This window comes from Rheinheimera muenzenbergensis (genome assembly GCF_036984005.1).
Classification (GTDB): Bacteria; Pseudomonadota; Gammaproteobacteria; order Enterobacterales; family Alteromonadaceae; genus Alishewanella; species Alishewanella muenzenbergensis.
The window spans coordinates 240,285-254,147 of the sequence record NZ_JALAAR010000002.1; the positions used below are offsets into that span (position 1 = coordinate 240,285).

General features: G+C 55.6%; 8 protein-coding genes. All 8 read left to right on the forward strand.

Annotation, left to right across the window (positions count from 1 at the left end; genetic code table 11):
• Positions 1 to 16: 16 nt before the first annotated feature.
• From MN202_RS03305 to MN202_RS03340, 8 genes are read left to right on the forward strand one after another with little or no spacing between them, the layout of a single operon-like run.
• Positions 17 to 316 (forward strand): PAAR domain-containing protein, encoded by a 300-nt coding sequence (locus tag MN202_RS03305; protein WP_335734664.1) that lies wholly within the window; start codon positions 17 to 19, stop codon positions 314 to 316.
• Positions 317 to 742 carry a GPW/gp25 family protein gene (locus MN202_RS03310; protein ID WP_335734665.1) on the forward strand — a complete coding sequence of 142 codons (426 nt, stop codon included), beginning with the start codon at positions 317 to 319 and terminating at the stop codon, positions 740 to 742.
• Between the two features lie 11 nt (positions 743 to 753).
• The gene (locus tag MN202_RS03315; protein WP_335734666.1) at positions 754 to 4,518 is read left to right on the forward strand and encodes a hypothetical protein; all 3,765 of its coding nucleotides are present in this window, start codon (positions 754 to 756) and stop codon (positions 4,516 to 4,518) included.
• Positions 4,511 to 5,320 (forward strand): hypothetical protein, encoded by an 810-nt coding sequence (locus tag MN202_RS03320; protein ID WP_335734667.1) that lies wholly within the window; start codon positions 4,511 to 4,513, stop codon positions 5,318 to 5,320. The genes MN202_RS03315 and MN202_RS03320 overlap by 8 nt, the downstream gene beginning before the upstream one ends.
• Positions 5,313 to 7,712, forward strand: a complete 2,400-nt coding sequence (locus MN202_RS03325) for a hypothetical protein (RefSeq protein ID WP_335734668.1) — start codon at positions 5,313 to 5,315, stop codon at positions 7,710 to 7,712. Before MN202_RS03320 ends, MN202_RS03325 begins: the two co-directional genes overlap by 8 nt.
• Entirely contained in the window at positions 7,696 to 10,491 is a 2,796-nt protein-coding gene (locus tag MN202_RS03330; RefSeq protein ID WP_335734669.1) for a contractile injection system tape measure protein, read from the forward strand. The genes MN202_RS03325 and MN202_RS03330 overlap by 17 nt, the downstream gene beginning before the upstream one ends.
• Complete coding sequence (locus MN202_RS03335; protein WP_335734670.1) at positions 10,472 to 11,842, forward strand: ATP-binding protein; 1,371 nt, start codon at positions 10,472 to 10,474, stop codon at positions 11,840 to 11,842. Before MN202_RS03330 ends, MN202_RS03335 begins: the two co-directional genes overlap by 20 nt.
• Positions 11,839 to 13,860 carry a hypothetical protein gene (locus MN202_RS03340; RefSeq protein WP_335734671.1) on the forward strand — a complete coding sequence of 674 codons (2,022 nt, stop codon included), beginning with the start codon at positions 11,839 to 11,841 and terminating at the stop codon, positions 13,858 to 13,860. Before MN202_RS03335 ends, MN202_RS03340 begins: the two co-directional genes overlap by 4 nt.
• Positions 13,861 to 13,863 lie beyond the last annotated feature (3 nt).

The window sequence follows — 13,863 nt, forward strand, 5'->3', positions numbered from 1 at the left end:
AGTCACAGGAGAGACTATGCCACCGGCAGCACGTTTAACCGATATGCACCAGTGTCCGATGCAAACACCGGGCTTGCCACCTATTCCGCATGTCGGCGGTCCGGTGCTGGGGCCGGGGATACCAACGGTGCTGATAGAAAAACTGCCGGCAGCGGTGCTGGGTGACAGCTGTATTTGTGTCGGGCCGCCCGACAGTATCATCAAAGGCTCGGCAACAGTGATGATTGGCGGTAAACCTGCAGCCCGGCTGGGTGACAATTGTGCACATGGCGGTACTGTGGTGATGGGCGCCGCTACGGTAATAATAGGAGGCTAAATGAGTCGCGAGCAGCCGGATAATGCGTTTATCGGCATCGGTTGGGCTTTCCCGCCGACGTTCAGCGTTAACAATTGTCAGACGACGATGGTGACCGACGAGCAGGACATTGCGCAAAGCCTGCATATATTATTTTCTACCCGGCCGGGTGAACGCCTGATGCAGCCGGAGTACGGTTGCGCGTTGCAGCCTTATGTATTCAGTGCGCTGGACGAGCATGTGCTGGCTAATATTATTGCGGCCATCGAGCACGCGGTGCTGTTTTACGAGCCGCGTATCCGCTTACTGCAGGTCGAGCCAGACTTGCAGCAACTGTACGATGGCGTGTTGTTACTCAGGCTCAGCTACCAAATTCGCAGCAGTAACAGCCGGCACAATATGGTGTATCCGTTTTATCTGCTTGAAGGCAGTGAGGTGTCGCTTTGACGGCCAATAACATGCCAAAAAAACGCTGGCCGGCGCAATGTTATACCGACGGTACAGCGCAAAGCACGCAGCGCTATGCACCGCTACAGCCGGGCTATTTTCAGGTTGATGAGCTGACACTGGAGCAGCAGCTGAGTTTTATTGCCGCACTGGCACAACAGATCCGGTTTATCAGCAGCAGCGATGAGGTGGCCCGCGGCGCCAGCGAGGCGGCTGGCAATAACGCAGCGCAGCGTAACTGGCAGCCATTATTTCAGCATAGCGAGCTGGTAACGCTGGCACAGATTGCCGCGCTGGATCTGGCCGCGCTGCAACGTAACTGGCAGGCGCTGGCAGCACAACCGCGGCGCCGGCAACTGCAGTTTGTCGACAAACTACTGCAGCAGTTTGATGGCTGGTATCAGCAATTGCTGGCGGCAGGCTCTGAGCCGGCGCTGCTGCTGGCCGATAAGCTCAGTACCAGCTGGCAGTTGCACCTGGCAACCTTGTTACCACAGCTGGCTCTGACAACGACAACGACAACGACAACGACAACGCAGCAGCCGCACAGTTTATTTGCGCTGACGCCAGCAGAGCAATGTCCGGCGCAAACTGAGCCCGAACCTGTAGCGCACTGCTGGGCCGCCGCGTTACAGCTGGCACGCTACTTACAGCAGGAGTCTGCCCCACGGCTGCAGGCATTGTGGCATACCGGTGACACTGAGCCGGCACTGGCATTGCTGCTGGCGTTTTTAAAGTTGTATCAAAGCAGGCAGCAGCAATTAAACCAGCTAACCGGACGTCATCAGGCATTTTATTATGATGACTGTTTAATGATGCGGGCGCAGCAGGCGGTGCGGCAACGCTTGTGGCTGAGTTTACCGCTGCAGGGGCCGGCGAAAGCGATGTCGCTGAGTGCCAATACGCTTTTTAGCGCCGGCAAACACAGCGACGGCAAACCGCTGTTGTTTCAAAGCCTGCAACCACAATGGCTGAATAAAGTGCAGGTGCAGCAGCTGTGTAGTGTCAGTTTACTGAGCAGTAAGCGCATCTCACCTGAGTACGAGCTGGGCTTTGTCAGCCGGATGTACAGCAGTGTTCACAGTGCCAGGCCGGATGACGTCAGGCCATTATTTGTCGCGGATGATAGCCAGGCGCGTTTGCCGGGCTTTGCTATAGAATCGCCGGCACTGCAGTTATCAGAAGGCGAGCGCAGCATAGCCGTAAAGCTAACGCTGGCACTGGCCGCTGAGTGGCAGGCAGACTTTAATCAGCTGCTCCCCCAGCTTCTGCAATGCCGGCAGTTAAGCCGTTTTTACCGCTTATTTGGCCTGCTGTTCAGCTACTATCTGTTTGGTCCGGAAGATTGGCTTAGTGATGCAGATAAAGCCCGTTTGCTGCAAAAAGCCAATAGTCTGTGCCTGGCGCAGGGGGCCAGCCAGAGTTATCACTGCATCGGCCAATTACTGCAAGATGACAGAATGACGGTATTTTACCGCTACTGCAGCAATTTATTCCTGCTGCGGCTATCGACTGCTGAGGGCTATAGCGACGTGGCCGAATACAGCCTGCAGCCGCTGGGGGGGGCAGAGCCCGGTTTGCAGCTGAATTGTGTGCTTAGCAGCAGTTTTGCCCCGCTAACGGCCAATGCGCAGGGACAGGCCAGTATGCAGTTGTTGCTTAATCCCGCTGCCAAGTTATGCGGTTATACGCTGTGTAGTCAGTTTGATCTGCTGCACTGTCAATTAGATGTCAGTGTCCGCGGCGCTTGCCAGCTGAATTTAGCAAACCAGCAGGGGCCACTTGATGGCAGTAAGCCGTTCTGGCCATTCGGCCCGGTGCCCGGACGCGGCAGCTATCTGTTGTTTAACCACGCCGACTGGCAGCACAAACAGCTGCAGCACCTGGAACTGGAGCTGCACTGGGCCGATTTACCTGATCACACCGACGGCTTTGCCAGCCACTATTCCGGATACAACACGGCACAGAGCGCAACCGAGCAGCACATTTCCAACCACAGCTTTAAAGCGCAACTGGATTTACTTGATAACGGCCAGTGGCAAAATCTGGCTGAGCAACGCCAGCAAAATACTGCTTTCAGCCTGTTTGCCAGCCAGGCTGGCAGTGCACAGCTGGCTGAACGGCAAACATTAACCTTTAGCGATGTGCGGGCCTATCGCTTAAGTAACACTGAGGCAAGTGCGCCTTATCAAAACAGTGCTACCGATGGTTTTTTCCGCTTAATACTGCGTGCGCCGGCCATGGCCTTTGGGCACAGCCTGTATGCCAGCGCGCTGAGCGATGCCTTGCTGTATAACGCCCGCCACAAAAAGCCGCAGCCGTTGCCATTAGCGCCTTATGCCCCACAACTGCAACGGTTTAGCCTGAATTACCGGGCCCGTGCCGATATTTTTACGCAGCAAGATCCGGCCACCGGCAGCCGGGACCGGTTGCTGCAGTTATATCCGTTTGGGCAGCGGCAAAGTTACCCGTCCGGTGAGCGCAGCGCCGTCCGTTTGCTGCCAGCTTTTAGCGGTCAGGCTTACCTGTGCCTGGGCTTAAGCGGCGATGACATCAGCGGCCGGCTTAGCCTGCTGTTTGATATTGAACCGGCACAGGGCAGCAGTAACACTGTGCCGCAGGATGCGCTGCAATGGCAGTATCTGCACAATGATCAATGGCAGGATTTACCGCGCCAGGCATTGTTGTCTGATAGTAGCTTCGGCCTTACCTGCAGTGGTGTCGTGTTGTTGCAGTTGCCGCAGGTGCTGCAGCAACAACATCAGCTAATGCCCTCTGGGTGTGGCTGGCTGCGGTTGTGCTGTCCGGCGCACAGCCGGCGCTATGGCCGGGTGCGGCGCATTTTAACCAATGCCGTGCCGGTAGAAGCCGTCGATCCGCAGCGGCAACTGAGTGCACAGCAACTCAATGGTAGCCAGAGGCTACAGTGGCAATGCCAGAGTAAATTACCCGGGCTGGCACAACCGGATTATCTGCTGCCATTGCAAATGCCGCAACAGCAGGAAAGCAGCAGTGCGCGCGTGCAGCGTATCGCCGAGCGCTTAAGCCACAAGCAGCGCGCCTGCACGCCTTACGATTACGAACGGCTGGTATTACAGGCCTTTCCGCAGCTGGCTAAAGTGAAGTGTTTCGCTAATGTCAGCTTGCAGCAGGCGCAGCCAAGCCCGGGTAAATTATTGATAGTCGTGCTGGAAAAAGTGGCGCTCTGCCAGCATCAGCGTTGTGCTAATCAGCTGGTTAGCGGTGAACTGCTGCGACAGATTAAACATTATGTTGCTGAGCTGGCCTCGCCTTTTGCTGCGATAGAAGTGGCCAACCCCGGCTTTGAGCAGCTGCAGGTACGTTGTGCGGTAAAACTTAACAAGCTGCGCCAGAGCGGTGACGGTCTGCAGTTGCTGCAACAGGAGCTGGCGGACTACCTCTGCCCCTGGCACAGCAGCGGCGCACTGGCCCGGTTTGGCTGGGAGCTGCGGCCCCAGCTGTTGCAGTCGTTTATATGCCAGCGGCCCTATGTGGATTACGTCACTGATTTTTCCTTGCTGCACATTGGTGAATACGCCAGCCGGCAATACCGCATGCTGGACAGCGCCGGTTTTAGTGCGGCAGAACAACCGGTATTAGGGCCGATGCGGCCCTGGAATTTACTGCAGCCGGCCAGACAACATGCGCTGCAGCTAATTAACCAAAGCCAGCCGATAGCGGCTCAGCTTACCGGGGTAGGTGAGCTGGAAATTGGCCAGACTTTTATTATTTCGCAGGACGCAGGCGATGGCTAAACGTAACCGTAATACGCTGAAAAACTTCTTTCGCGATGGCGCCATGCCGTCGGCACGCGAATTTGCCGATCTGATCGACTCGTCGCTCAATACGCTGGAAGACGGCTTTGATAAATCAGCCAGCAATGGTTTTGAAATTACTGTTCTGGGTAAACATACTGAATTAATAAGCTTTTTTCGCGACAACTTAAGCGAGCAACCGTTGTGGCAGCTGAAGTTTGACGAAAAAAGCAATGCGCTACAGTTTAAACCGCTGGCTGCTGAGCCGGTGCTAACGGTGACGCCGCAACAACGGGTTGGTATTGCTACCACAACACCGGGTAGCACCCTGGATGTGGCAGGCCTGCTCAGTGTGCAGGGCCTGCGGGGCTATCAGCCCACCGGCAAAAAGCAGATAGCCGCCGATGGCCAGTGGCACGATATCAGCGGGCCGCTGCACGGTTGCCATGCGTTTGATGTGATGGCCGGCACCGGCAATAAAGGGACCGGTAAATACGCGCTGTTAAAAGCAATCGCGATAAATACGTTTAATCCAAGTGGTTGGTGGTTTAATTTTCTTAATCATAAAAAGCGAATCCGGGTGCAGCAGGCCTTTTATCTGGCACGCAGCAGTAAGCTGGAACTGCGCTGGCAGACGCTGCCGGATGACAAATACTGCCTGCAATTGCGCTCGCGCAGTGATCTGGGGCCGCAGATCCGCATTAGTTATTATCTGATCCAGCTGTGGTCTGATGCCCTGATGAGCCAATGCTGGCAAGCTGAGGATCAAACCGGCGCCGGCAATGGAGATGGCAATGGCTGAGCACAAGACAGCCGCGCATGCCGGCCCCAGCCTCGCCAGACGGCAAACCCAACAACCGGATAGCTTTAACCAGCTAAAACAACAGGGGCTGGCCGACATTGTCAGCCTGGCCGGCAAACGCTGGACCGACTACAACCTGCATGATCCGGGTATTACGCTGCTGGAGCAGCTGTGTTTTAGCCTGACCGAACTGCAATATCGCTGCGATTTTGATATCAACCAGTTGCTTAGCAATGCCGACGGCCAAATTGATTACGCGTCGCTTGGGCTGGTGGCGCCACAACATATTTTAACCAGCCGGCCAACCACAGCGGCCGATTACCGGCGTTACCTGTTAGATCAGCTGCCTCAGCTGGCCGATATTTATCTGCAAGCGGATGACAGCAGCGGGCTGTATAGCGCTCAGGCGCTTGTTGCCAGCGCCGATATTGATGTAACGCAGCTTGAGGCTGACATCCGCCGTTGCTACAGCGCCCAGCGTAACTTAGGCGAGCAATTGGGCGAGGTTAACCTGCTGACCCCGCTGGCGTGCCAGCCGGTAGCCGAGATTGAGATCCGCGCTGCCGCTGATCCGGTAGAGCTATTGGCCGAATTTTATTACTGCTGTCAGCAATTGTTGCAACGCAGTACAGAGCGGCAAAGCTACGCCGATTTACTGGCTCAGGGCCACAGTTATACTGAGCTGTTTGACGGCCCGCTTACGCCGGGTGGCGTATTACAACGCGCCGGGCAAAGCGCCAGTGTGCAGCTGCATGAGTTTTTTCAGCCACTGCAAAGTATTGCCGGGGTGGTACAGCTGACGCAATTTGCGCTGCGTTGTAACAACAACTTGTACTATGACAGCCTGCCATTGCAGCAGGGCCTGGCGCTGTACGCCTTACAATTGCCGGGCGACAACGCAGATTTAAGCGTGCAGCTGCTGGTGGGCACTAAAGCAGTCAGCGTCGATATCACGGCAGTGATGCAGCGCTACCAGCAAAAGTTATTTCGCCAGCAAAGCCGCTGGCAAACTGATCCCGACCGGCTGTGCCCGCTGCCACAGGGGCGTTACCGGCCTGTGGCGCAATATCATTCGTTGCAACATCTGTTGCCGGCAGAATACAAGTTAGCGCTTAGCGCTGCGCAGTTGCAGCCGCCGCAATGGCAACTAAAGGGCTATCTGCTGCTGTTTGAGCAGCTGCTGGCTAACTTTTTGGCCCAGCTGCAGCAACTGCCGGCGCTGTTTTCGCCGGGACAAACCTCACAAAGCTACTATTGGCAGACACTGACAGAACAGCAGATCAGCGGCATCAGTCAGCTATACCCGGCCGATATTAATGCCCAGCTGGCAAAACTATACCAGCAGTTTGACAATGTACTGCAACGTAAACACCGTTTGCTGGATTACCTGCTGGCGCTGTATGGCGAAAGCCTGTATCAGCATAGTCTGCAGCATTATGATTATTATCACAGCGCTGCCAGCAGCAGTGCGCGGCGGCTGGCGCAGAAGATCCGCTACCTTAAACATATTGTCACTATGACGCGGGATCGGGTGGCGGCGCCGGATCATTATGCGCCCTTGTGGCGTGATGCCGTTGGTGGCTTTGTGCAAAAGCAAGCCATAGTGCTGGATCTGGGCCAGACGGCGCAGTCATTAACCACAGCGGTATTGCAATATAAGCTGCGTTTAAGCAGTAAACAGCGACTACAAAGCCTGTATCTGGATGAAACCCGGGCCGATAATTTGCTGCACTCTGTGCCGGCCATCCGGCTGCTGTTTGCGCCAGACAGCGCCAAAGCGCGCCGGCGCCTGGCCAGTGCCGTGTGCTTGCAGGCCGATACGCTGCCACAGCAAATGGTGCAAAGTGGGGTGGCGCTGAGCAACTACCGTATCAGTCTGCAGCAACAACGCTATCAGCTGTTGTTGAAAGTGCCGGACAGTCAGCATGACGAATGGTGGCTGTGCGGCAGTTACCGGCATTATCGTAGTGCGCTGATCCTGGCCAATTGTTTAAGCCGGTTTTTATGTCATATCAGTCATACCTCAGAAGGCCTGCATCTGGTCGAGCATGTGCTGTTACTCAGTGCTAAAGCCCGTGCCCGGGTGCCGGCTGACTACTATGCCGGGCGCATTACCATTTTGTGTCCAAACTGGACGGCGCGTTTTGCCGACGCCGGTTTTCAGCAACTGGTCAGCGAAAGCCTGCAACTTAATTGCCCGGCGCATTTAAGTTGCCAGGTGTTATTTATCAGCTTTGAGCGGATGCACCGGTTTGAGCGCCTGTTTAAATACTGGCGCAGTGCTATGAAGGCGCAGCAGGACGCGGTCGCAGAGTCGGTGGCATTGGCGCAGTATCTGTATGCACTGCGCAAAGCCGCCGGTTTGGAGGATGCTGATGCACCGGCTGACTGAAATTGAACTGGATTTTGCCTGCCACAACCTGGACAGAGCGCAGTGGTTTAACGCCAGCGCCGAGCATCTGTGGCAGCACGAGCTATTGCCGGTGGCGCAACAGGTACTGGATGAATTTGATATAGCCGCCGAGGTAAAACTGGATGAAATTTGTCTGCAGTTGCCTGCACTGTGCCTGCCACAAGACCGCTATCTGCTACAGCATAGTTTTCGTCAGGCATTGCGTACCCAGCTATGGTTACTGTTACCCCATGCCACCAGCAACGCCACCCGGCTGCAACAGCAACTGAGTGCAGCCCAGCGTAAAGCCTTGATCGCGGCCTTGAAAAGCGCCGACACAGCAGCGTTAACACTGCACTGGCCTTTGTACCGCCGCTTTAGCACTGAACTGGTGGCCATATTACGCCAGCTGGCTGCCAGCGGTGATATTTGTACTGTGCTGGCATTTGGCTTAAACAGCGACATGTTAGCAGAGCTGGTGCAATTACTGGCGCCCGCCGAGCAGCCTTTTATATTGCAGCTGATGGCCCAGCCGCAGCTGTTTGCTGTAACACCGGCAAGGCTGTCCGGTGCGGCCCGGCAACAGTTACCGGCACCGGCTTTACGCCAGCGTCAACGCCATTTATGGCAGCTTAGCCTGAGCTTTTTACTGGTAGAGCGCGGCAGCCGCTTTAACCGGCAAAGTTATCTGCATTATTTACTGCGCCGCATGGCAGCGCATGACAATGTATCGTTGCCAGCATTGGTGCAGCATATGTTGCAAACCTTAACCGACAGCCAGCGTTATTTTGCCGGCCATAGTCCGTTATTGCTGCAGCTAAGCGAACTGTTACAACCTTTGCTGACACAGTATCAGAATGACAAAACTGGCCCGGCGCTTGTGGTACCGGCTTATGCCAGCCAGCGACGGGCGTTAGCCGCGGCGGCATTGCCGCAGGTGCAGCGCCACCCCGGTGTCGTGCCTGGCGTGCAAGCCGGGCAGGCACCGCTGCAGCCTGTGCGACGCTGGCAGCAATGGCAGACTTTATTGCGCCAGCAGCGGCTGACACTGGCGGAAAAACGCCAGTTTAATACGCTGCTGCAACAGCTACTGCAGCAAAACAGCAGTCTGTGGCTGGATCAGCTGCGCCTGCAGCTCCAGCAGCTTAGTCTGTTGCCGTCATTGGTGCAGTATGCTCAGCCCGAGCTGTTACAGCGGCTGTTTCAGCAGTTGCAACCCGCCAGTGTGGCCGCGATGACACCTTATATCCGTTTGCTGCACTGGGCGCTGGCCGCCATCAGCTTGCCGCAGCCATTGCAGCAACAGGCCAGATGGCAGCCGTTGTTGCAATCTGCGCTGCAGCGCCAGCCACTGACATTAAATGTATTGCTGGTGCAGTTACAACTCTGGCTACAGGCCCAGCAAGGTGCGGTTGCCGGCCGCCAGACACTGCAGCAATTAAGCGGCCAGCTGCAATTTTACAGTGGCCATATTGTTAACACTGCCGACAGTCTGAGTACCCGGCTGTGCCAGCAATTGCAATGGCAACTGGCGGTAACCGCCCCCTGGACCACGCCAGTGCAGCCGCTGCCGCCTGCTACGCCGCGCGCTGCCGCAAAGCCCGGCAGAGACCCGCTGTGGCAGCAACTACTGCAGTTGCTGGTGCAGGCGCTGCCGGCGTCAGTACAGCAACAGGCGCAGCAATTGTGTCAGCAGGTCGTAGCGCAATATCTGCCTTCGTTAGCGCTATCTTTGCCGGAGTTGGCACCGGCAATGGCACCGTTAAACTCTGGCAGGCCGCTGAATGCTGCCGGGCAAACCCAGAACCTGAGTGAACCACACCCTGCACAGCCGCAGACGCCATCAGCGGCGGCCATGCCCGCCAGTGCCGCGCTGTTACTCAGTCACGCCTTGTTAACTGCGCTGGCCGCAGCGCTGGCACCGGCCAGCCAGGCGACATTTTACCAACGGCTACAATCTAAGCTGCAGCAGGCAACAGCCGGCCGGGCACGTAATTTAGTGTTACGCCAGCTACAGCGTTTAGTCAGCTTTAGCTTGCCTGCGCAGTCTCAGCTAAAGGCGCAGACAGCAGGCAGCAAACAGCCCAGCCGTGCTGAGCCAAATAGCGGGCAGCAATATGGCCAGCAGCAGATACAAAGGCAAACCCGGGCGCAAGCCGCTAACCTGGCGCAGCCGGTGAGTCCGGTAAATTCAAGCCGGTACAGCCTGCCACAGCACACAGCCGGACAGGGCGCAGAGGCCGCGTCAGCAGATGCGATGCAACCGGTTAGTAATGCCGGCCTGGTTTTGGCGGCACCTTATCTGCCGATGTTATGGCAGCGTCTTGGCTGGCTTGACGCGCAGCGTTTTAGCCAGCGCCAGTATGGCTGGCAGGCATGTGCGCTGCTGCAGTATATGGCACTGGGTGAAACGACAGAGCAACTGACGGCAGATTACTGGCAGCAATGGCGGCTGGCCATGTTGTTGTGCGGTTTGCAACCGCCTTGCCCGGAGCAAATCGATATTCACCTGAGCAGCACACAGCGGGAGCTGACCGACAGCTTGCTGGCTGGCATACTGGCGCAGTGGCCCAAGCTGGCCAACAGCTCGGTGGATACCTTGCGTCAGTGCTTTTTACAGCGCAGCGGCGTGCTTAGCCGGCTGGGCAATGGCAGTGGCTGGCAATTACAGCTCGATAGCGGCCCTTACGATATGTTGCTTGATGGCTTGCCCTGGTCATTTTCACTGATTTGTTATCCATGGATGCAGGGAGAACTTTATGTCCACTGGCGCGGTTAAGTTAAGCCCGGTAGCGGTTGATGGCAATGCTGCTTGCCTGCAGCAGGAGCTGAACTGGCTGGCGCATTGCATTGAACTCAGGCTACACAGTTATTTTCAGCAACAGCCGCTTAACTTGCTACAGCAAGCTGCGCCGCCGGTGTTGTCTGCTGCACAGGGCAGCTACGCCACCTTTATACTCAGGCAGCAACTTAGCCTGTCAGAGCGGCTTATCGTGCTGCTGGCGCTGGCTCCGCATATACAGCCGCACTTGTTGGATAGCTTCTTTGTGCGTAATGATAATCTGGGGCGCAGCTTCACCGAGTTTGGCGGCTGCAGCAGCAAACAACACAGTGGCTTTTTACCCAGTGCCGAAACCGCGGCGTTTTTACTGGCGGGCAATGATCTGGCAGCACGACTGCAGCTAATACAGCTGTTGCAACCTGAGCAACAGCTGCGGCGCGACAATGTTATTCAGCTGCAGCATGACAGTGGCGATGAACCCTTTTTAAGCGCCCGCTTAAGCCTTAGTGCCGAGTACCTGCAGTTATTTTTAACCGGTACCCGGCAAAAACCGGACTACAACAGTTATTTTCCGGCCAAATTATTAACCACCCCGCTAAACTGGCAGGATTTGGTGTTGCCAGAGGCGGTGATGGCCGATATTGCCCATATCACCGGTTGGATCCGGCATCAGCAAACCCTGATGCAACAGTGGCAGCTAGGCCGCAGTATTAAACCCGGTTACCGCGCCTTGTTTTATGGCCCGCCTGGCACCGGTAAAACCTTAACGGCAACCTTAATTGGCCAGCAAACCGGTGCCGATGTCTACCGCATTGATTTATCTGCGGTGGTGTCCAAATACATTGGTGAAACGGAAAAAAACCTGGCGGCGGTGTTTGATCAGGCTCAGGCCCGGCACTGGATTTTGTTTTTCGATGAGGCCGATGCGCTGTTTGGTAAGCGTAGCCAAACCAGCAGCAGTAACGACAGGTATGCCAACCAGGAAGTGTCCTATTTGCTGCAACGGATAGAAGATTTCCCCGGCGTGGTGCTACTGGCAACTAACCTTAAAGCCAATATCGACGAAGCCTTTGCCCGCCGTTTTCAGACCATGGTGTATTTTCCGTTACCCGAGGTGTCAGAGCGGCTGCGGTTGTGGCAGCACATTCTCGGTAAAGCTGTGCAGTTAGCGACAGATGTCGATTTAGACTATCTGGCGCATGAGTTCGAGTTATCCGGCGGTGCTATGACCAATGTGGTGCGCTATGCCGCTATCGCGGCGTTATTGCGTGGCGATAACGCCCTGCATCAGGCTGACTTGTTGCAGGGGATCAGCCGCGAGCGGCGCAAAGAGGGCATGATGGTATGAAGCGCCGGCTAAGTCAGTTTATCGTCAGGCTCGCTGTTATGCTCAGTGCGGCTTTGCTCGCAGCGGCCTCGCTTGCAGCGTCTGCCTCAACCAGCGCCAATGAACCGGGCCCGGTAGCCGTTATTGGTTATTACCAGCTGACAGAGCAAAATTTAGCTGACATGGCACAGCGACAGGCGCTTATTGATGCGGTGGCCGCATTGGAGGGGCAGCTGTTTACCGAACGTTATCAGCTGGTCAATGCATTACAACCCTTGTTGCGGCCGATAAAGCGCCACACTGACGACTATCTGGCGCAGTTAATAACCAGCAGCAGCCAGCCTGCTGAGGCAAACGACAGCGATACGGACAATGCCGCCCAAACAAGCACGGTTTATACCCTCAGTAGCGAAGGGTTGCTGCAGTGGCAACAACGGCCCGAAATTGCCAGCCTGCCCGAGGCCGAGCTTAAACCGCTGGCGCTATTGCAGGATCAGATCTTTAACAGCGAGCCGCTAATGCAGGTGGCGCTGGATAATATTGGTTTTGCTGCTGTTGATGCCAATACCGGTAAGCCACTGGCTAGCGCCGAACAAAGCCGGCTGCGGCAATTGGTTTATAGCAACGCCTTTAAAGCGGGACATTGGCCAGAGCAGGCGCCGCTGCCTTTGCGCTGGCAGGCCACTGCGGATTGTGGCTGTGCGGCAGAAATCATCAAACAGGAGCGCTTTACCAATTTCAGTTATGGTTTTGTGCCGTACTGGCAAACTGATGTCAGCGAGATTGCGTTTAATACCTTTAACCGTATTGGCTTATATTCGTTTACGCTGGGTGAACACAACCAGCTGCAAAGCCCGCCAAACTGGCGCAACAACCGTCAGTTTAATGACTTTATTAATACCGCACAGGCGCACAATACTTATCTGGATATCGTCGTTACAGCCTTTGATCACATCAGCTACCAGGCCGCCGACTTACAGCGCTTGCGTCAGCAACTGGTGGCTGAAGTTACGACACCGATGGCCGGCTTTGCGCTGAATAACCTACAACCCTGGCTGAGCTTTGGTTTAAGCTCCCGCCGCACTCTGGCTGACGGTATTACCTTTAACCTGGATTTAACTGCGCTGACGGCGGCTGAACAGCTAAATTTTGCCACCTTTTTGCGCGACTTACGTGCCGATTTAAAATTGCCGGCACAGGCGGCAACTACAGATAACTATTTTATTAATTTAAAAGTACCGGCCCGCGCGGTGCTTACTGCGGCGTTACCGCAGTTAATGCCATCCCTGAGTGAAACTGCCGCAGCGGCGAATATGGCCGATACGCTTTATGCACCGGAAAAGCTGGCCGAGCTGGCGCCGCTGGTTAACCTGCTGTTGGTGCGGTTTGATCACAGTGTCGAGGCAGCACTCAGCCAGCCGTCAGGTGCGGCGCACGAACCCTACCCATTTCGCCGTGAGATGAAGTTTTTAAAAACCGCTATCGATACGATGGCCAGTGCTGAAGAAGCGACGATGTTGCTGGAAAAGATCCTGCCGCTGTTTGAAATGACGCAGCTGCAGCAAACTGGCCAGCTATCTGAGGCGGATTTTAGCAATGATTTGACCTACGCCAACTGGAACTTCAGCGGTGCGGCATTTTGGACTTTGCCGCTAAGCCAGGCGCAGTATAAGGTTGTGCAACAGGCGTTTAGTGTTCCGGACAATTATGCTTATCAGCACGCGCTGCAACAGCTCTGTGATCAGGTTTGCCCAAAACGCTGGTTCTGGCGTTTAGTGCTGGCGTTGTTATTGCTGTCGGTACTGTTGCTGTATCTGTTGGCCACATTGTTTTACTACCCGTTGCAACGCTGGCTGGAGCATCCGGCGCTGTTGTACGGTGTGCCACTGGTTTTCGCTGTAGGTTTACTGCTGATTTTATCCTGCGATCCGTACTGGCATCAGTTTCAGTCGTTAATTTTAGTGGCGGTGCTGGCTGCGGTTGTGCTGGGTTTTATGCTGTACCGTCGCCGGCAGTTAAAACGTGAACATTACCCCTAGCCG

What these genes read in the sequence shown, in the direction of transcription:
- MN202_RS03305 (WP_335734664.1), top strand. Translation starts at nt 17, where the DNA reads ATGCCACCGGCAGCACGTTTAACCGATATGCACCAGTGTCCGATGCAA.
- MN202_RS03310 (WP_335734665.1), top strand. Translation starts at nt 317, where the DNA reads ATGAGTCGCGAGCAGCCGGATAATGCGTTTATCGGCATCGGTTGGGCT.
- MN202_RS03315 (WP_335734666.1), top strand. Translation starts at nt 754, where the DNA reads ATGCCAAAAAAACGCTGGCCGGCGCAATGTTATACCGACGGTACAGCG.
- MN202_RS03320 (WP_335734667.1), top strand. Translation starts at nt 4,511, where the DNA reads ATGGCTAAACGTAACCGTAATACGCTGAAAAACTTCTTTCGCGATGGC.
- MN202_RS03325 (WP_335734668.1), top strand. Translation starts at nt 5,313, where the DNA reads ATGGCTGAGCACAAGACAGCCGCGCATGCCGGCCCCAGCCTCGCCAGA.
- MN202_RS03330 (WP_335734669.1), top strand. Translation starts at nt 7,696, where the DNA reads ATGCACCGGCTGACTGAAATTGAACTGGATTTTGCCTGCCACAACCTG.
- MN202_RS03335 (WP_335734670.1), top strand. Translation starts at nt 10,472, where the DNA reads ATGTCCACTGGCGCGGTTAAGTTAAGCCCGGTAGCGGTTGATGGCAAT.
- MN202_RS03340 (WP_335734671.1), top strand. Translation starts at nt 11,839, where the DNA reads ATGAAGCGCCGGCTAAGTCAGTTTATCGTCAGGCTCGCTGTTATGCTC.